We start from the raw sequence: 19675 nt of genomic DNA on the forward strand, positions 1-19675 counted from the left end.
TAATATGATATTCAAATTAAATGGCGGGCCATTTAGAATCAAGATATTAGTTGCCGTGCCGCGAACACCCAATTACGCCCTCATTTGAGTGAATCTGCAGTTAGCGCTGCACGAGAAGTCTCATCGCGTTGCCACGGATGAGCTCCACTTCGGGAAGCTATGGTCGCCCTGCGCCGGGCAACAATGTTGACACAACAATAGACCAATAATCCGGGCCACAAGCGCGGCTCTTTGAACAGTGCAATGAGCGTCCGATTATTGGCTTCTCCTTTGTTCACGCGCAGTTCGGGAAAGCGCTGGACGAGCTCGAATATTCCCCTGTAGGCACGCGTTCTGACCGCGATCAGTTGCAGCACAGTGCGTGGGGGGAATACCGTGGAGCTGACGCAGGGCAGTGTCGCCCGCTCTCCTGGTCTGAACTGAAGACAAACATAGGTGTCATCAGCAATGACATCCGGAAACTGACCGAATCGCCTGCGCCCCGCCTCGGATAGGGCATAGACGCCAGACCCACCGATTCCCTGGCGCGAAGATGGCAGTCGTGACCGAATTCCGTAGTATTTGCGGACCAGCCAGGAACAGCCCGTCACATTGATATCTGCCGTCGGTGCCGCCGCCAAAACGTCGCCCTGCTCGAGGCGCTTCGCCAGAGCTCGAACGGCGTCAAGCGACAGAACAATATCGGCGTCAGCATAAATCCGAGGAAACCCATTTGAGATTTGATCACCCAGATTCAGCGCGTGGGTTTTGCCTGCGATATCCGACTCGACAACATGGACGATCGGACTGAAGCGCCGGGCGACGGTCGCAGTGTCGTCAGTACACCCGTTACAAACGACGACCACGCCGATCTCGTCCGAAGCCGGGTTGGTGACCCACTGGCTCAGCGTCCGCGCAATCACGGAACTCTCGTTGTGGGCCGGAACGACGATCGAAATCATGGCTAGCCGGATCGGAATGGATCAAACTCACCCGCGAGCAGCGGCAGTGCGATCGGTATCACGAAGCCACCGCTTCTTTCTGGCGGGATGGCTCGAGCGATCCGCGTTCGGCTCGCCACCATTTCACAAGATCGGCAAGTCCCTGTTCGAGCGGCACACTCAAGCGGAAGCCGAGCAGGCGCTCCGCCTTTCCTGTCGAAGCCAGGCGGCGCGGCACCGGATTGACCGATCGCTCCGGCGCGAATTCCGGCGACAAGCCACGATGGCCCATCACCGAAGCGAGGGTCGTAGCAAGCTGCAACAGGCTGGTCTCGGTCCCGCTCGCGACATTGAAAACCTGATCGGTGAGCTTTGCCTTCGCCCCCACAATGTTGGCGCGAGCAACATCGCGAACGTGGACGAAATCCATGGTCTGCTGACCATCGCCGAAGATAATCGGGGGCAGGCCCGCTTCTAGCCGCTCCATCCAGCGGATCAGCACCTCCGTATAGCGGCCATGGATGTCCATGCGATCGCCATAGACATTGAAATAGCGGAAGGCGACATAGTCGAGCCCGTGCATGTCGTTGAAGGTGCGCAGCAGCCCTTCGTTGAAGGCCTTAGCCGCCCCATAAAGGGTACGGTTGTCGTAAGGATTCTGCCGCTCCGTCGTGGGAAACTCCTCCGCCATGCCGTACACCGATGCGGAGGACGCCGCGATAACCTTCTGGACATTGTGCTTGACGCACAGTTCGAGCAGATCGAACGTCGCGTCGACCATGACTTCCATGGCCAAGCGCGGCTCGGCGGCGCAATGGGTGATGCGGAGTGCGGCCTGATGAAAGACGATGTCGGCCGCCTGCACCAGCGCTGCCATGAGCTTGCCGTCGCGGATGTCTCCGTGGACGAGTCGCACAGGACCGCGCGAGACGGCGTGCCGAAGATTTTCGGGCCGTCCTCTCACCATGTTATCAAGCGCAACGATTTCGAGGCACCCTTCGTCGCACAGCAGGTCAATGATGTGCGAGCCGATAAAACCGGCCCCACCCGTAACCAGAATCCGCTTACCCTTCAGATCAGCCAAGATGCTCTCCTGTTGTTGGAGCTCGGAAAGCAGATGTGCATGACATGCTGCTTTGACCGGGATGCCTTAGGCAGCCTCGGCAAGTACTGCCTTCTGCAGCCGAGCCACGACTTCTGCCACCTGATCCGGCCGCAGTTCCGCATAGATCGGTAACGAGAGGAATTCGCTCGCCAGCCGTTCAGTGACGGGATAATCGCCTGCGCGGCAGCCAAGATTCGCGTAGGCCTTCTGCAGGTGAACCGGAACGGGATAGTGAATGCCCACACCAATTCCGCCTTCCTGCAGCACCTTCAGCGCCTCGTCACGCCGGGGAAGCCTTACCGCGTAGACGTGGTAGACATGCCGGCTGTGGGTCGGCGCTCGCGGTCGTTCGAACGGAAGCTTCTCGAGCATGGAATCATACTGCGCAGCCACTGTCCGGCGCCTGTCGGTCCAGGATTCGAGGTGGTCCATTTTGACGTTCAGCACGGCGCCCTGAATGCCGTCCATGCGGAAATTGTAGCCGGCGACAACGTGATTGTATTTGGATTCCTGGCCCCAATCACGGAGCAGCGAAATCCGTCGTGCGAGGTCCGGGCTGTTGGTAACCACCGCTCCGCCCTCCCCGTATGCTCCGAGATTCTTGCCGGGATAGAAGCTGAAGCAGCCGAGATCGCCGATGGATCCGGCGCGCGGCCCCTGTATTCCGCACCATGAGCCTGCGCCGCGTCCTCGATGACGACGAGCCCGTGGCGGCGAGCGATCTCCATGATCGGATCCATGTCCGCCATCAGTCCGTGCAAGTGCACAGGCAGTATCGCCTTCGTTCGCGGCGTGATCGCGGCTTCTATCAAGGCCGGGTCCATTGTCCAGGAGATCGGGTCGACGTCGACGAACACCGGCTTGGCGCCGCAGTACAGGATCGCTGCGGTCGTGGCGACGAACGTCATCGATACGGTGATCACCTCATCGCCCGGCCCAATGTCGGCCGCGAGCAGCGCAAGATGCAACGCCGAGGTTCCACTATTGACCGCGCGGCAGTGATCAACGTTGCAATAAGCCGCAAAGCGATCCTCAAAGGCGGCAACGTCCGGCCCCAGAACAAATTGAGTGCTGTCGATGACCCGCGCAACCGCGGCATCGATCTGTGGCTTGATCTGGCGATACTGAGCCTTCAGGTCCAGAAAAGGTATCAAGCGGCTATCCTCTCCGGGTCGCCCGGACCAATTAAATATATTAAATGATTATTCCAGATAAAATTAAATCATATAAATCGCGCAATGAAAATAGCCGCGCGAAGAAATTTGAGCTGAATCTAATCCTTGATTAACGGTCTGCGGCTTCCGCGGCGACGTGGCGCGGTTCACGAACCTGCGCGGGTACGCCAGCAACAATCGCCTGCGGTGGAACGTCCCTTGTCACCACCGCGCCGGCGCCCACGATGGCCCCAGCGCCGATCGTGACACCGCAAAGAATGGTGGCGTTGGATCCAATGGATGCCCCGCGGCCAATATGGGTTCGTTCCACCTTCCAGTCCGCAGGTCCCTGCAGCTTGCCGTCCGCAGTGGTTGCCCTCGGGTATTTGTCGTTGGTGAACATCACGCCATGCCCGATGAAAACCTCGTCCTCGATGGTCACGCCTTCACAGATGAAGCTGTGTGAAGATACCTTGCAGCGCGCCCCGATTTTCGCGCCGATCTGGATTTCGACGAAAGTTCCTATCCTAGTGTCGTCTCCGACCGAGCAGCCATAGAGATTAACGAGATCCGGATGGAATATTCGGACGTCGCGACCGAGTTGAACATCCTTCGCGATAGGCATCTGCTATCTCCAAGCTCTCAACAACCTTGCAACAGTCTCATAGACGCCGCAGCCTGAGCCACGGCGCAATCACAACCACCCCACCTGCCGCTCGATGAAGGTGATGCAGGAGCGGATGTCCGGTGAGCATCAGCCCGAGCCCCCAACAGAGGGCGGCGACACCGCACGCAGCGATTAGGCCAACGAAGGACGGTACGATCCTCGCTTCGATGAGCGCCGCGGAGACCATCACACCTGAAGCGGACATAGCCGTCACAACGGCGCTCTTCAGCAAAGCACGAGAAAGATGTTTTGGCTCAAGGGCAAGCCGTCGACCGATGAAATACAAAGCCACAGCAGCCTGGAACGGCAAGGTCAACAATGCTGAAGCTGCCACGGCCTCGGCCCCAAAGAAAGCTGCGCACAGAATGACGAGAAGCGAGGGCGGTAGGGAGATCAAGGACGACGTGAGCGCGTCGCGCACGCTGCCGGTAGCCACCAAGGTCGGATAGCTCAAACAGGCGGCGAACAGCGCCAAATTCGCGACGCAGAGAAAGCGAACCAGAGGCACGATTTCCAACCAGTTCTGGCCGAGCAGGATCAGAATGATCGGATGCGCCATGATCGCGATGAAGAGCAGAAAGGGCCACTGTACAACCGAAAGCAGCTCAATCGCCTCAAGGTAGGCACTCCTCAGACCCGCCGCATCTCTGCTCCTCGAGACGAGGGCGGGCATGATGATGGGGTTCAAGACCTGCACGACGAGCCTGTCGAAAACCTGAGTTATGCCCGTGGCACGGCTGTACAAGCCGACAGAGGTAAAGTCGAGAATCTTCGCCAGAAACAGCTGAGGCGACAGGTTATACAACACGTTTATGATGCTTATGCCGCTCGAATACAGGCCGAAACCGACGACGTCACGAAAATCCGCAACCGATGGCCGAAACACGCCGAAATCGCGATGCTGCCTCAGCAACATGATGGTCAAGACCACGTTGCCCGCTATGCCGCCCCAGACCGGCGCCATAAAACCGAAGCTCAACATTGCAAGCGCGATGGATACCGTGGCCCCCACGACGGCGGATGCAAGGTTGCAAATGGCGAGCTTCCCAAACTCCATGTCACGGCGAAACAGGCCGATAATCGTTCCAGAGAATGGTGCAAGCAGGAAGCTCAGCGCCGAGACCGCGATCCCTTTCCGCAAACTTTCCTGCTCGAATAGCTGTGACAGAACGCCCGAAAGTGCGAGCAGCGCCAGCCCGGTGAATGCCGAAATTCCAAACGTGACCGTAAAAGCGGTCTGCACGCTGGCGCGCGACAACTCGCGCTTCTGAATCAGGTAGTTGGCACCTCCGAACTCCTGGAAGGACGCGACAACGACTGCCGTCACAGCATTGACGACCGCATAAATCCCGAACTCCGCGGGCGTCAGCAGACGTGCCAGCACGGCAGTCGTGACCAGGAACACAACAAGATTGCCGTACCGTTCGATCGCGGAAAAGAAGATCGAACGTTTTACGGAGCGCCGCGAACCCGGCGCGGTGCCTGACGGCCCAGGCTGATCGAGGTCCTTCATGTATCAGGCCGTGGCTCTGACCGGCGTTACAGAGGTTCGCCTCCCGGTCAGCGAAACGGGCCGGCCCTGGTCGGCAATCGAGCGTGATGCCGCCTCGAGAATTTCGATCACACGCAGGCCCGACATGCCGCCGGAGATCGGGGGCAATCCAGTACGCACGCAATCGATAAAATGCTCGATCTCGGTCTGCAGCGCCTCCTTCGCGGAGATGTGAGGCGCCCACATGTCGCCAGCCCGATATCCAATCCGGAATTGATGGGCGTCTTCGGACGGCTCGTCGAGGGTGATGCCCTTGTCATAGACCTTGATCTTCTCGGTCGGCTCAAGATCGTCATAGACGATCATCTTCTTGCTCCCGCCTACGAAGGTCTGACGGACTTTGATGGGCGAGAGCCAGTTGACGCTCACATGAGCCACGCACTTGCTATCGAAGAACAGCGTGATATGCGCCATGTTCTCCGGCGTGCCGGCCACATGGCAAGATCCCGTCGCCGAGACGGCCACGGGGTCCTCGTTCAAGATATACTGAATGATCGAGACATCATGGACCGCAAGGTCCCATATGACGTTCACATCGCTCTGGAATAGGCCAAGGCTCGAGCGCGTGCTGTCGTAATAATAGATCTCGCCGAGCTCTTCCTTAAGCACCAGTTCGCGGATTTTCTGAACCGCCGGCGTATAGAGGAAGGTGTGGTCGACCATCAGCGTTAGCCTTCGCCGATCGGCCTCGTCGATAAGTCGGCGTACAAGATCCGCGCTTGGCGCCAGTGGCTTCTCCACCAGAACGTGCTTGCCGGCCTTCAGAGCTGCAAGCGCCAACTCGTAATGCGTTCGCACCGGTGTGGCGATCGCGATCGCATCGATGCTCGGATCCTTGAGCAAGTCCTCGTAGCGGTCAGTGGTGGCCACGCCCGGGTAGAGGCGCGTGCTCGCCGCAAGCTTGCCCGGATCGAGGTCGGCGATCGCAACGAGGCGAGCGGAAGGGTTGTTGACGAAGTTGCGTACAAGATTCGGCCCCCAATAGCCGTATCCAACGACGCCCATACCAACGCGGATGTCTTGCATGAAAATGTCCTCAATTTCTTGGATATGAGATCAGTGACCGTGCTCCCGCAGCCAGCACCGCTGTAAACCTCTCGGCGCGTAGTCCACCAAGCTCGACGTCCATGACCGCTCGTTCGCGGTCACGGGCACCACCAGCAGGCGACTGGCATTGGATTCCAACTTCATGAAATGCCCGATGTGCAATTTGTGTCTGCAACTAGTATTCGCGGATACTTTCATCCAGGCCGCGAAGTAATGGATAGAGGAAATAGGACATCACGCTGCGCCGCCCGACTTTCATCTCGGCGGTCACCGCCATGCCGGCGATGAATTGAGCGCGCTCCGCCGGCAGCCGAAGGTGCGTATCGGACAAGTCGACCAATACGCGGTAATAGGGAGCGGTCGGACGGTGCGCACCTTCGGCTTTCGGATCCGGCGGGAACGAGTCCTGGCTGATGACGGCTACCTCGCCTTTGGCTGTCCCGTATTTCTGGAACGGAAAGGCATCAAACTTGATCCGGACAGGCTGGCCGACCGAAACCTGGCCGACGTCTTTGCCCTCGACATTAACCTCGGCCCGCAGCGGCACATCGCGGGGAACAAGTACGAACATCGGCTCGGCCTCACGGGCGACCGAACCGACAGTTCGGTTGGCAATATCGAGCACGATTGCATCGGCCGGCGCCTTCAACACGATCAACTGCCGGCGAAGCTCAGCCTTCTTCAGATCTTCCGCCGCGCTATCCCGCTTCGCCAGCGTCTCCACGAGGTCCTGATAAGCCGTCTTGCGAAAATCCTCGGCGTAGACCTTCTGGTCCGCCTCGGCTTTGTCGAGACGATGCGTATAATCGGCGATATTGCCGCGGACGCGGGCCAGATTGCTTTCGACATCGAGGCGAGCATCGCGCGACAGCAGCAAGTTCAGCTTCGAGCCGACTTCCTTGTCCATCAGCGTCGCGCGCATGACCTCGATCGATTTCATCGTTTCGAGCCGCTGAAGCAGCACTGTCTCTTCGTTCTCCGCAGTCTTCAGATTGGCGCGTGCGGACGCAATTTGCGCTTGATAGTTCTCCACCTGCGCATCGTAGGCCGCCTGGCGTTGCAGAAACATCTTGCGCTGCAGGACCTGGTCGGCGTTGGCGGATTCGCCGACCACATACTCCTCACGATTCAACTCAGCCTTGAGACGGTCAATTGCGGCATTGAACACACCGACCTTGCTGCTCAACTGGTCGAGATCCGCCTGCGAGAATGTCGGATCGAGCGTCGCCAGCAGGTCGCCGCGATTGACCCGGTCGCCGGGCTTGACATGTATCTCGCGGATGACAGAGGTCTCGAGCGGCTGGACGACGAGATTGGGGCGCGTGGTGACCAGCTTGCCCTGCGCCGTCACGATCATGTCAACCTGCGACCCCGCGGCCCAGCCGATCGCGGTGAGTATCAGAGCCAGGACGCAATAGAGCGTCACGCGGGCGATCCGCGGCGGCGCCCGATGCTCGACCTCGATCGCGTCGGATTGGAATTCCGTCACTACCTGCGGCCGGCGCCTGGTGGGCCGGAATAGCCCGCGCCGCCGCCGTTCGGTCGTCCGCACCGGAGCGTTTGCATCGCTGCCGGATTTCTCAGGCTTGGTCATGCGATCTGCTTCGTCTGCTGGTTCCAGAGATGTCGGTAAATCATGCACTTCGAAAGCAACCGGTCGTGATGATCGACGTCGACGATCCGGCCGCGGTCGATCACGAGAATCTGGTTCGCGTCTGCGAGCATCGACAGCCGGTGCGAGACGATGATGACGGTACGCCCCTCAGCGATACGGCGCAGGTTGCGCCGGATGATCATCTCGCTTTCGGAATCGAGCGCGCTCGTTGCCTCGTCCAGAATCAGGATGCGCGGGTTGACGATCAGCGCCCTCGCGATCGCGAGACGCTGCTTCTGTCCGCCCGACAGGTTCGAGGCATCCTCCTCCAGCATGGTGTCGAAGCCTCGCGGGAGCCGTTCGATGAATTCATCGGCTCCTGCGAGCTGGGCCGCGCGGACGACCTCTGCAAAGGTCGCGTCGCGCTTCACGCAGGCGATATTGTCGCGAACCGTGCCGCGAAACAGGAAATTATCCTGCAAGACCAATCCGAGATTTTGGCGCAGATGGGCGAGATCGAGCTCCCTCGAATCGTATCCGTCGACGCGCAGCAGGCCCTGCTGCACCGGATACATCCCGGAAATGAGCCGCGTTAGCGTGGTCTTGCCGGAGCCGCTTCGGCCGACGATCCCGAATATCGATCCCGGGGCGATGGAGAACGAGACATCATCCAGCGCCGGCGCGCCTTCCGAGCCGTAGCGGAACGAGACATTCTCGAACTCGATCTTGCCGGCGAAGTCGGGCCGCAGCCCCTCGCGATTACCATCGCGTTCGGGCTTCTGGTTCATCACCTCGCCCAGCATCTTCACCGCCAGCGCGACTTCCTGATATTCATGAACCATGGTCACCAACTGGACCAGCGGTCCCGACACGCGCCCCGCCAGCATATTGAAGGCGACCAGCGCGCCAATGGTCATCTCGCCGCTGAAGACGTCGAGCGCTCCAAAGGAGATGATGCCGAGCGTCATCATCTTCTCAAGAAATCCGGTGGTCGACTGGGCGGCGGCAGAAATCTTCTCGACGCCGAATCGCATCGTCACCGACTGGGCGCAGCGATCGTCCCAGACCCTGCCCTGCAGCGGCTCCATCGCCAGCGACTTCACCGTGCGCATGCCGTGCACGGTCTCGACCAGCAGAGCCTGACGCGCACCTTCCGCTTGGTAGAGATTATAGAGACGGCGCCGGAACGGTCCCATCAGCAGCGCAACGACCATGCCGCTCGCGGCAGTGAAGGCCAGCACCATGCATGTCAGTTTGACGCTGTAGAACGCCAGCACCGGGAGGAAGACGAACAGCGACAGCGCGTCGAGCGTGGTCAGGAACAGACGGCCGGTCAGGAACTCGCGAATTCGCGCCGCCTGCTGCATGTGCTTCACCAGGACGCCGGCCGAAATGTGCTCAAAGAAAGTCACGGGCAGGCCAAGGAGGTGACCGAACGTCTTGGTCGCCACCCGGATATCGACCTTGTTCGTCGCATAGAGCAAAAGATAGCGTCGCAGAAAGCCGAATATCGCGTCGAACGCCAGCGCGGCAGTCGCACCGGCTGCCAGCACATAGAGCGTAGTGAAGCTCTCGTGCACAAGGACCTTGTCGATGACGAGCTGGAAGAAGATCGGTGTCGCGAGCCCCAGTGCATAGAGCATGATGGCGGCGATCGCGACGTCGACAAACAGGCGCCACTGACGGGCCAGTTCGGGGATGAACCAGCGCAGCCCAAACGCCGGCCGATGGTCCGAAGCAAGCCGCTCGCGCTTGATCAGGATGGCCTCGCCACCCCATCGGGTGCAGAACGTATCCCTGTCGACGATCAGAGGCTCGTCCCGGCGCTCGGCGAGCGGATCGAACACGCTAACTGCTTCCGCACCATCGGCTCCCTGCCCTGCCCCGAGAACGACGATCCAGTTGCCGTTCGAAAGTCGGAGCAGAGCCGGATAAGCCTCTCCCAACCGAAACAGCGCCCCCCAGTCAAGCTGCGTGCGCGTTGCGCGCATGCCCGCTTCCTTCGCCATGCGCAGCAGTCGAGTTGCCGAGACGGGAACCCCGTCGATGGCGTAGCTGTGCTTGAGCCGCTCAACCGGCAGATCGACGCCGTGATAGGCGGCGACCTTTGCGAGACATTCAAGTTCTGTCCGCAAGGCCGGGCGCAAGGTCTCGTCGGCGCTCACAGGCGACGCTTCCGCGCCCGTGAGGTCGGCTTCAACGGAAATTGCTTGAGACATTGGGGGACCGTGGGCTGTTGGGCGGTTCGCGATCCGTCGAAGTGGTCGGGGCCTGGCCGGCCTGTCCTTTCGGCGGATTGCGCCGCACCGCGCCGGCGTCGACCAATCCCTGCAGCGCGTTCTGCATCACCTCGACTGAGTTCGCGAACGACTCCACGGAAAAGATCAGCCTTTGCCGGAACACCTTCTTCGGCGCATTGTTGGCGTCGCGTTCGGTCGGCGAAAGGCTGACCAGATCGACACGGACGATCGATCCGCCAATGGTGATCTCTTCCACCCCGTCAGTATAGAGCTCGTCGTGCATCAAAGCCTCCAATGCTGCCAACTTCAGCCCCGCGCCGACCTGCAGCCAGGGGATCGACGCTGACGGTAGTCACGGACCTGGAGCGGCCGAGCGAGAACCGGGCTGTTTTGCTTCGATATCCGTCCGGCATCCGCGGAAATGGCGGGAAGCCGAAAAGCTGGGCATCGGAGTCCTCAAACAAGCCGCATGGTTCCCCGTCTCAGCATCTCCAACACCCGAAATGACCAACCGGATACTCCGGCAATAAATAAAGATCGCAGCAAATTAAATGTCAATCGATTATGTCGCTATCACACGACATATATATTATCTCGGACGTTACCGATCGCTGAATCTAGATTCGGGGAACCGCCACGCAGCTTCCGCTCAACCCATTCACGAACAAGCCTGTTTCCTGGCTGAATGAAGATTTTACTACAGAGTAAGCCTTAATTCGCTTATGGCGGCCACGGACGAACCTCCCGCTCTCCGCGATTTTGCGGAGATGCTTGCGGAGATTACTCAAACGTCCCACACATTAAATAGCCGCGAAAAATACCCGCGAACGGCCACATTCAGCATCCGCAAATTAACCATCTTACATTTAATTTGAACAAACCACATTTTCCGGTATATTTATTAAGTGCAGGGCAGCACGGCGCCCGGCATTCGGCGGGCCATGCCAAAACTTACGCTGGCGGCGGCACGGCGGGATTCACAGGTGGCGGAGGCGAACACCGAATGCTCCAGAGCAACATGCTGCAACCCGACAGGCTTCGCGCACCCGCCTACAACGATGTGGCCGAGAGCGGAGGGATCGGCGAACTCATTAATACCGCTCTTGCATTCCTGCGACGTCAGTACGTCGTGATCATTCTTGCAACCGTACTCGGCATGGCCGCGTGCCTGATCTATCTGCGGATCACGCCGCCGACCTATACCGCCCTGGTCCAGGTCATGCTCGAGAATAGTGCCAAGGCGCAATTCATCCGGCAACAATCGATCTTGGCTGAGCCGGCCTTCGACCGCAGTCTGTTCGAAACTCAGGTAGAGGTCCTCAAATCGAGAGGGCTGGCAGTCCAGATCATCACTCAGTTCAACCTTGCCGACGACCCCGATTTCAAGCCATCGCCGCGGTCATTGCCGTCTGTGTTTCAGCGAGTTCGTGCTGTATTTGGATTGTCTCCGCCGCAGGATCTGCAACCGCCTCCGCCGAGCGAGCCGCAGGATGGCCTCATCAGTGCGTTTCAGGGCCGCGTCTCAGTAAACCGGATCAGCTTCAGCGATCTGATCGAGATCGGCTACAGTTCGAGCGACCCAGTACGAGCGGCCGAGATCGCCAACGCGATCGCGAGCGTCTATCTTGCCGATCAGGAAAAAGCGAGGCAGGAGACAAATCGGCGGGCAAGGGAATGGATGCAGCAGAGGCTACAGGAGCTCGGAGAGCAGGCCCTCGTTGCTGAACGCGCGGTCAGTGCCTACAAGTCCAAGAACAACGTCATTTCCTCCGGGGGAAGGCCGATCGACGAGCAGCAGGTCTCGGACCTCAACGGCCGACTGGTCGCCGCGCGCGCGCAAACGTCCGAGGCGTTGGCGAAGTTGAACCGCTACGAGGCAATTCTGGAAGCCAACCCGGCGAACTCGCCATCGATCGGCAATTTGGATGCAGGGGGCGCGGATGCACTTAACAGCCCCATCATCACCAATCTTCGCCAGCAATATCTAGAGCTCGAACGGCGCGTCGCCGAGTGGGCGCCACGTTTTGGCCGCGACCACGCCGCGGTGGTAAACTTACGAAATCGGATGCGCGAGCTTCGCGGGTCGATCCTCGACGAGGTCAAGCGGTATGCGGAGACGAGCCGGAGCGAATTAGAGGTCGCCAAGCAACGGCAGCAGGAGATTGAGAAGCGAATGGCGGAGGCTGTGGAGCAGTCGCGCACGACAAACCTGGCCGAGATCACAATACGCGAATTGGAAAGCAAGGCGAAAAGCTTGCGCAGCCTGCACGATACGTTCCTGCAGCGCTATGTGGGCTCGGCGCAGCAAGAAGGTTTTCCTATCGCGGAAGCGCGGGTGATGTATCCCGCGGTGCCGCCGCAGAGCAAGAGCAAACCGAAGGGATCAGTCATCATGATGATGGGTCTATTCGGCGGCCTTGGGCTGGGCTTGGGGCTCGGCCTGTTCAGGGAAATGATGGATCGCGTCTTCCGTACGTCCTCGCAGATCGAAACCACGCTGGGATTACCGTGCCTGTCGCTGGTGCCGGCATTGCGGGCCGAAAAGCGGTCGTCGACAGCAAAGGCAGCGTCATGGAACTCCGATCATGACATGCGGCAGCGAAAGATTTCCACCGGTTCGACATTTCACAGGACCATCATCGGCAAGCCATTATCTCGGTACGCTGAGTCGATCCGCGCCATCAAACTCGCTATAGACCTCAATCCCAGCAAAGCCTCCAATCAGGTGATTGGCATCACCTCGGCCTTGCCCAATGAGGGTAAGACAACGGTCGCAGCCTCGCTCGCCCAGCTCATCGCCCATAGCGGCAAGAGCGTCATCGTCGTCGATTGCGACCTCCGAAACCCATCGCTTTCCGCCAGCCTCGCCGCGAACGCCACTACAGGCATCGTAGACGTCGTCACCCAGGGGAAGCAGATCGAGGAGACGATCTGGCGCGATCCGAAAACCAATCTGGCATTCCTGCCCGCCATCAGCCGGACACCGGTGCTTCACACCAGCGAGATGCTGGCGGCGGATTCGATGCGCAAGCTGTTCGATCAGCTAAGATCGACGTATGACTACGTCATCGTCGATCTTCCGCCACTGACCCCCCTGGTCGATGTGCGTTCGACGACAAGCTTCATCGACTGCTTCGTCCTGGTGGTGGAATGGGGACAGACGAAGGTCGACGTCGTCAAGCATGCGCTGCACACCGCCCCCAATATCCACGAGTGCCTCATCGGAGCGGTTCTCAACAAGACCGACATTAAGGCGATGTCTCGCTACGACACGCACCGCAGCGACTACTATCGCGACGATCATTATATCCGCTACGGGCTGACCGTCTCCAACTGAAGCGGATTCGATACCTGTCGGGGATCGGGCGCCCCCGCCCCTCCCCGCCATGTTGCATATCGGCAACAAGCACCGGTTGCATTTCAGATTAACGCGATGATTCGCTGGCCTGAATCGCGTATTAATGTACCTTACCCCTACTGGGACGACTTGGGGATAATCACCATTATTGCGCTGCAAACATGTGGGAGGATCGTTGCTGGCCTCCTGGCGCTATCTTGTGCCGGGTGCATTATCACGCCTGGATCCGGCCCGCTGGCGACGGATGTCCGATCGGCGTCGGAAGGGCTTGAGCCTGCCACCCTCCCCTACGCCCTGGTCAAGCTGACGCCCGAGGTTGTCGAAGTCCTCGGCCGCTATACGCCAAGGCTGTCCTCGGCCTTTGCCGACAGGGCGCCGGCGAAGGCGTTCCGCTTCGGCGTGGGCGACACGGTGAGCATCACGATATTCGAATCCGCAGCCGGCGGCCTGTTTACATCGGACGCCGGCGTCCGCGCCGGCAACTTCGTTACGGTTCCAAACCAGGCGGTGGACGAGAAGGGATATATTGCCGTTCCGTACGCGGGCACGATCCGGGCGCTGGGCCGCACCCCATCGGAGATCCGTGACGAGGTCACGGATAAGCTCAAGGGCCGAGCCCTCGAGCCGCAGGTCGTCGTGGCTCTGGCCGAGCAGAACACGTCCTTGGTCAGCGTGCTTGGCGACGTGCGCAACGCCGGCCGCTTTCGTGCGAGTCCGTCCGCCGAGCGCATCATCGACACCATCGCGCGCGCCGGCGGACCTGCGACGCAAGGCTATGACATGTGGGTCTCGCTCGAGCGCAAGGGACACCGGGCTAGCGTCCCGTTCGGCGCATTGATGTACGAGCCTTCCAACAACATCTACGTGTTGCCGAACGACGTCATCTATCTCTACAGCCAACCGCAGACCTTCGTCGCGTTCGGTGCGTCCGGCCTGCAGGGGCAATTCAAGTTCGATGCGTGGCGCATCTCGCTAGCCGAGGCGGTAGGCAAGCAGGGCGGCATGAACGATGGATTGGCTGATCCGTCGTCGGTCTTCCTGTATCGGGGCGAGACGCGCGAGGTGGCCAAGGAAATGGGCGTCGATTGCAGGCCCTTTAAGGGTCCGATCATTCCTATAGTTTATCTGATCAATTTCCGCGATCCTTCGGGTTATTTCCTCGCTCAAACCTTTGAAATGCGGAACAAGGACGTCATCTACACGTCCAACTCTGCCACGGTCGAAACCACCAAGTTCCTGAATTTCGTGCGAACGGTCCTGGCCACGGCAAACGACCCGATCATCTACGCGACCAACGGCTACGCACTCAAGGCCGCCACCGCGGGCGGAACAAGCACGGTGATCACGACACCGACGCCAATTACTTCACCATCGGTCACAATTACACCAGCGATCACTCGGTGATTCGGCGGGCTTATGCCCGGCGACGCTGCCGGCACGGCATGATCTCCGGGAGGAGATCATGCGTCCATTACGCCGCTACCGCGCCGCTCCACGTGGGCAGCGAGAAGCGCTATCGCGTGCCGCCCAATGCACCCGGATGTGCGCCCGGCGGCTACAGGAGCCGCTCCAGCGACGCGCGGGCCCAGAACGAGCGTCGCATTTAATTCATTTAATTTTGCAATTAATCGTTGCTCTATTTAATAGTTTATTATACATTAAATAATGGTTAAGACGGGCCACCCTTGATCATTTCAGCAAGCCATGAATTTCATAAGCCGCAACATTGCAGCGGACGTCCACGGCGAGTTTGCCGCTCGTAGCTTCAGTCCACCGCTGAAGTCAGAACGAAAATGGCCGATCCGCTATCGCTCCATTGAGTTGTTCGCGACCTGCAGCGACGTCGCGATCATCCTGATCGCCGGCATTCTTTCCACACTGCTTTACCGGCTGTATGCCGGCGCGACTGCAGCCGATGTCAGCAAGGCCGTAGGCTCCGCAATCGTCGTCGCGGCGCTCTACGTTTCCCTGCTGAAGATGCGAGGCATGTACAGGCCACCTGAGTTGCTCGCATTTCGCCGTCAAGTCCACGCCGTTTGCCTCTCCTGGATATTCGTGTTCGTTCTGCTCAGCGGAGCGGTCGGCGCCTTCAACATTGGCGCAGAACTCTCCCGCGGCGCCGGCATCGCCTTTGCCGTCGTCGGCCTGGCGATGCTGATCGGACATCGGGGCGTCATGAGAGCCCTGCTCTCGAAGGGCCTCAACGACCGGAAATTTTCCGGCGGCAATGTGGTGTTGATCACGGACCAGGCGCGATCGCAGGACACCGGGTTGGCGGAGGCGCTCACGGCACTGGGATTTCGCTTGGCTGGACATTTCAGCCTGCCTCGGCCCGGCGCCAGTTCAAGCTACCGCAGGCGACTTAGCGGCCTTGTCGTCCGGCATGCACGCGGCTTCGACATTGAACAGATCATTGTGGAAGCAGATCCGAACCGATGGTGCGAGTTGCGCGAGTTCGTGGCCGAGCTAAGAGTGTTGCCGTTTCCGGTCGTCTTCGTTCCGGTCGGGGCTGCATCGGAGATGTTCGCGCGACCGACCCGGGATCTCGGAAGCGCCATAGGCGTCGAGGTGCAGCGCGGGCCTCTCACCCCAATTGAATGCGCCGCCAAGCGAAGCATTGATCTGATCGGCGCTGGGATTTGCCTGATCATGTTGGCGCCGCTGCTGGCGCTCGTTGCCGTCATCATCAAGCTGGACTCGTCAGGCCCCGTCCTTTTCAGGCAGCAACGCTGCGGCTTCAACAGCCGGAGCTTTGCGATCTACAAGTTTCGCACCATGCGTGTGCTGGAGAACGGACCCTCGATCACCCAAGCCGGGCCCGCCGACAGTCGCGTGACCCGGATTGGCAAGTGGCTGCGCAGGACGAGCATAGACGAGCTGCCGCAGCTCCTGAATGTCCTGGAAGGGAGCATGTCCCTGATCGGACCGCGACCGCATGCGATGGCGCACGACAGTCAATTCGACGAGGCGGTCCAGCACTACGCGTTCCGCCGGCGGGTCAAGCCCGGGCTCACCGGCTGGGCTCAGATCCATGGTTGCCGCGGCCCGACGCCCACGAGGACCCTGATCGAGCAACGGGTCGAATTCGACCTGTGGTACATCGACAACTGGAGTCTACGACTGGATCTCGCAATTCTGCTCCGGACCCCAATGGAAGTATTGCGCGCGCGCAACGCCTTTTGACCGTATTCGGTTCTGATCGCATCAGAACCGACGCTGTTGGCGCGTTTTTCCTTCACACCAGCAGGTATCCACGTCGCCCGGAAACGCTCCAGGGGTCGGATCGAAGCCGCCCTCGGCAATGGGGCACCAATGAACGAACGCAAGACGGTTAAGCCCGGATGGCATGGCTCGCATGCTGTCCAAGCTGTCGTCCGTCGACCAGATATCGAGGATTTGCGATCCTGGACTTCGTCGAGGATCAGGCGCGCTGCCGGCCCTTCGAACCGCTCTCGCTGATCCGAAACTCTTCGATTTTCTTTCCTGATTTCATCGCGGCGACAAGCCACCGAGGCAGCTTGCCACGGCCCGACCAGGTCTCGGAAGTCTTCGGATTACGGTATTTCGGCAGTACTCTCGGATACTTCCGCCGCGGCTTCCCGCCCTGGAGCGCGCGCGCATCGTCCGACTCACGCGCGCCACTCACACCCCTGCTAAGAACCGCCAGCCGCTTCTCAAGTTCGCGCTTTTCCGCTTCGATCCGGGCCGACAATATCGCGCTGATCTCTTCATGAAGTGACCAGAGATCATCTAAAGACATGGACTTTAGTTCGATTTCTTTCGCCGACATGGTCGTCCCGCAGTTCCGCCTTAATAATCGGCTGTCATATGGCCTCGTTCATTATTAATCAAGGGGAATACCAAAAAGTTCCCCGGCAAGTTCTGGATAAATCCGCCGTGCATACATTTATGTACCCACAGCCTATTCCAGAAGCTGCAACAGCCCAAGGGAACTCGCAATAAGATATGTTACCAAATTTGAAGAGGCTACACGGCGCAGGACTCGCGCAGGCCCCTGGCGCGGAATGCCGGCGCCTGGCGCAATCGCCTCCCATCCCTCTTACGCAGGCTCGGGATAACGCGCTTGCTTCTCCGCCGCATGAGCGGCCGTAGCCGGCAGCGAATTACCTCGATATCCCTCAGGGCGAGACGTCGAAGCTCGATCTGGGCCTGCAAGGCGCGAATGTCCCGCAGGGCGGCGGAGGGGACGACAAAGCGACTGACGGTCTCATGAAGATGGCAGAGGGGAAGCTCAATACGGTCCATTTCTCAAACCCTTACAATACCAACTTAAACCACATTTCCGCACAATTATTTATTTATTTAAACTCCGTAGATCGTCTGAAATTCCGCTATAGCTTGCCAATAAAAAACGAATTATCAAGCATTAAATAAATCATTGGATATAATATTTATGTCACATATAATGTCTTCCATTCACGTCGGCGCTCAGCGCTTTTTATCGCCTGAGCAGAGAGTGTGTTTTGTAGAGAAATTGCCTCCGCTCAGGCTCAAATTGGTCGCGAGAGCACGATGCGCAAATCCGATTTAGAGACTATGACTTTCGACGAGCTTTGGCTTCTCCACGAAGAGATCACGAAGATTTTGTCGGAGAGAATCACGGCCGAGAAGCTCGAGCTGGAGAAACGCCTGGCTCAACTTAATCCGCCCGAGCCGATGCAGGATAATGCAGGTTCCGAGCCGGGCGCCGAACGGCCGCGCCGCAGATATCCACGGGTGCCGCCGAAATACTGCAACCCGATGGAGCCAACCGAAACCTGGTCCGGTCGCGGCAAGCAACCCCGATGGCTCGTCGCCGCGCTGCAGTCCGGGCGCAAGCTGGAGGAGTTCAGGATCGAGAACAGCGAGAAGGCGACGGACGACAACGCTCACCGCTCCTGAGCGCGTCGTTCGCCGAGATATCTTAGCTGTGCAACTGAACAGGCGCCGCGCCGCGTGTATACTCGAGATGTCTGGCGAGACTGGTACGGATGCCCGAAATCTCACCCAGAAGAACGTCGCAGAGTTGAATTCGGGAGGCAATGACGGTTGGGTTGGCTCCCTCACCATTTAAAAGATGAAGCTGAATTTGCGCCTGCTTGATCGCGTTAAGGGAATCCCAAAGGACGCAATCACTCGACTTATAAATATTTCTCATTATTGACCCCCTCACCCAAACAAATGACCGGTGGTCGGCAATCGTCACTTTCGTTAGTCGGCGATCATCGATGATGGTTCATCCCGCCTGCGACAATTTTACGCATGAAAATTCATCGCATGTCTCGCAAACTTCCGCCCGGAAATTCGACGGCCGGACGAAAGACTAACTCGCGTCCGCTTTAAATAGTTTAAATCGAGCCACGAAACGAAGCAACTTAAATCGGGCGCGACGCGAAGCGTCCTTACCTCTTTTCTCAAATCGAACTAAACACTTCCCGCATATGCGAGCGAGATCTCTGTGTGGCTGGCTTGCAATAGTCGACTCTCGCTCGCGGATAAAAGTATAGCGCCGATGCTGCAGTGCGCTCCTGCCAGTCTATCCGGCGGCGCGACCATCCCGAGAACAGTGACTGGTTTCGTCGCCCGCTGAATGCACCCCGCGTGGAAGCGACGAATTCGCCGCGCGAGTGTTGCGGTGGGGGAACGCTCGGCTCATACGCGGGCGAGCCGGACGACGTATGACCGTTGGCCGGAAAGCCCCACAGACGGCAACGATGGGAAATGCGCCTCCGGACCCTATCGCAGGTCACCGCCTTCAAGCGCGTCAGGGGTACGTCTCGCTGGAAAGAACGCCTTGTCCAGGTCGGACTTGAGCGAATCACATTTGCTGGCAAGGCGTCGAAGGTTACCCAACGTGCCCCGGGGCGCATCGCAATGGCCACACCGGATCGGGGTCGAGGACGGAGCCCCCTCAGCAAGGTCAATCCGAATGCTCAGTGAGTTGCAATTGTCGCAAACTAGCTTGAACTCGGCATGACGATCCATCGACGGCTCCCGGTCTAAATCTCTCTGAAATCGGATCAGCAAAATTCAATAAG

The 19675-nt window shown here is 59.2% G+C and carries 13 protein-coding genes and 1 pseudogene; 4 read left to right on the plus strand and 10 right to left on the minus strand.

Annotation, left to right across the window (positions count from 1 at the left end; all coding sequences use genetic code 11):
- Positions 1-80 precede the first annotated feature (80 nt).
- From CWO89_RS00625 to CWO89_RS00665, 9 genes and pseudogenes are all read right to left on the minus strand, one after another.
- Positions 81-941 carry a glycosyltransferase gene (locus tag CWO89_RS00625; RefSeq protein WP_130576730.1) on the minus strand — a complete coding sequence of 287 codons (861 nt, stop codon included), beginning with the start codon at positions 939-941 and terminating at the stop codon, positions 81-83.
- A 58-nt stretch (positions 942-999) separates the two neighbouring features.
- Positions 1000-1995: an NAD-dependent epimerase/dehydratase family protein gene (locus CWO89_RS00630; protein ID WP_165420937.1), complete on the minus strand. Its 996-nt coding sequence runs from the start codon at positions 1993-1995 to the stop codon at positions 1000-1002.
- A 75-nt stretch (positions 1996-2070) separates the two neighbouring features.
- Positions 2071-3179 (minus strand): annotated as a pseudogene (locus tag CWO89_RS00635) (DegT/DnrJ/EryC1/StrS family aminotransferase).
- Positions 3180-3309: 130 nt separating this feature from the next.
- The gene (locus tag CWO89_RS00640; RefSeq protein ID WP_130576735.1) at positions 3310-3804 is read right to left on the minus strand and encodes an acyltransferase; all 495 of its coding nucleotides are present in this window, start codon (positions 3802-3804) and stop codon (positions 3310-3312) included.
- Between the two features lie 37 nt (positions 3805-3841).
- Positions 3842-5359: an oligosaccharide flippase family protein gene (locus tag CWO89_RS00645; RefSeq protein WP_130576737.1), complete on the minus strand. Its 1518-nt coding sequence runs from the start codon at positions 5357-5359 to the stop codon at positions 3842-3844.
- Between the two features lie 3 nt (positions 5360-5362).
- Entirely contained in the window at positions 5363-6424 is a 1062-nt protein-coding gene (locus CWO89_RS00650; protein ID WP_130576739.1) for a Gfo/Idh/MocA family protein, read from the minus strand.
- 196 nt (positions 6425-6620) lie between these two features.
- On the minus strand, positions 6621-8039 hold the full coding sequence (locus CWO89_RS00655; RefSeq protein WP_130576741.1) for an HlyD family type I secretion periplasmic adaptor subunit: 1419 nt from the start codon (positions 8037-8039) through the stop codon (positions 6621-6623).
- Positions 8036-10258 carry a peptidase domain-containing ABC transporter gene (locus CWO89_RS00660; protein WP_463698624.1) on the minus strand — a complete coding sequence of 741 codons (2223 nt, stop codon included), beginning with the start codon at positions 10256-10258 and terminating at the stop codon, positions 8036-8038. The genes CWO89_RS00655 and CWO89_RS00660 overlap by 4 nt, the downstream gene beginning before the upstream one ends.
- On the minus strand, positions 10236-10562 hold the full coding sequence (locus tag CWO89_RS00665) for a hypothetical protein (RefSeq protein ID WP_130576743.1): 327 nt from the start codon (positions 10560-10562) through the stop codon (positions 10236-10238). Before CWO89_RS00665 ends, CWO89_RS00660 begins: the two co-directional genes overlap by 23 nt.
- Before the next feature lie 735 nt (positions 10563-11297).
- Here CWO89_RS00665 and CWO89_RS00670 point away from each other — a divergent pair.
- The 3 genes from CWO89_RS00670 (at position 11298) to CWO89_RS00680 (ending at position 16820) form a co-directional block, all read left to right on the plus strand.
- Positions 11298-13616, plus strand: coding sequence for a polysaccharide biosynthesis tyrosine autokinase (locus CWO89_RS00670; RefSeq protein WP_245475614.1), 2319 nt, complete (start codon positions 11298-11300; stop codon positions 13614-13616).
- 96 nt (positions 13617-13712) lie between these two features.
- Positions 13713-15041 carry a polysaccharide biosynthesis/export family protein gene (locus tag CWO89_RS00675; RefSeq protein ID WP_130576745.1) on the plus strand — a complete coding sequence of 443 codons (1329 nt, stop codon included), beginning with the start codon at positions 13713-13715 and terminating at the stop codon, positions 15039-15041.
- A gap of 300 nt (positions 15042-15341) precedes the next feature.
- On the plus strand, positions 15342-16820 hold the full coding sequence (locus CWO89_RS00680; protein WP_130576747.1) for an exopolysaccharide biosynthesis polyprenyl glycosylphosphotransferase: 1479 nt from the start codon (positions 15342-15344) through the stop codon (positions 16818-16820).
- 238 nt (positions 16821-17058) lie between these two features.
- On the opposite strand, the gene CWO89_RS00685 is transcribed toward CWO89_RS00680, so the two are convergent.
- The gene (locus CWO89_RS00685; protein WP_130576749.1) at positions 17059-17427 is read right to left on the minus strand and encodes an H-NS histone family protein; all 369 of its coding nucleotides are present in this window, start codon (positions 17425-17427) and stop codon (positions 17059-17061) included.
- A 743-nt stretch (positions 17428-18170) separates the two neighbouring features.
- On the opposite strand from CWO89_RS00685, the gene CWO89_RS00690 reads away from it, so the two are divergent.
- Complete coding sequence (locus tag CWO89_RS00690) at positions 18171-18539, plus strand: H-NS histone family protein (RefSeq protein WP_130576751.1); 369 nt, start codon at positions 18171-18173, stop codon at positions 18537-18539.
- Positions 18540-19675 lie beyond the last annotated feature (1136 nt).

This window comes from Bradyrhizobium sp. Leo170 (genome assembly GCF_004296405.1).
GTDB lineage: Bacteria > Pseudomonadota > Alphaproteobacteria > Rhizobiales > Xanthobacteraceae > Bradyrhizobium.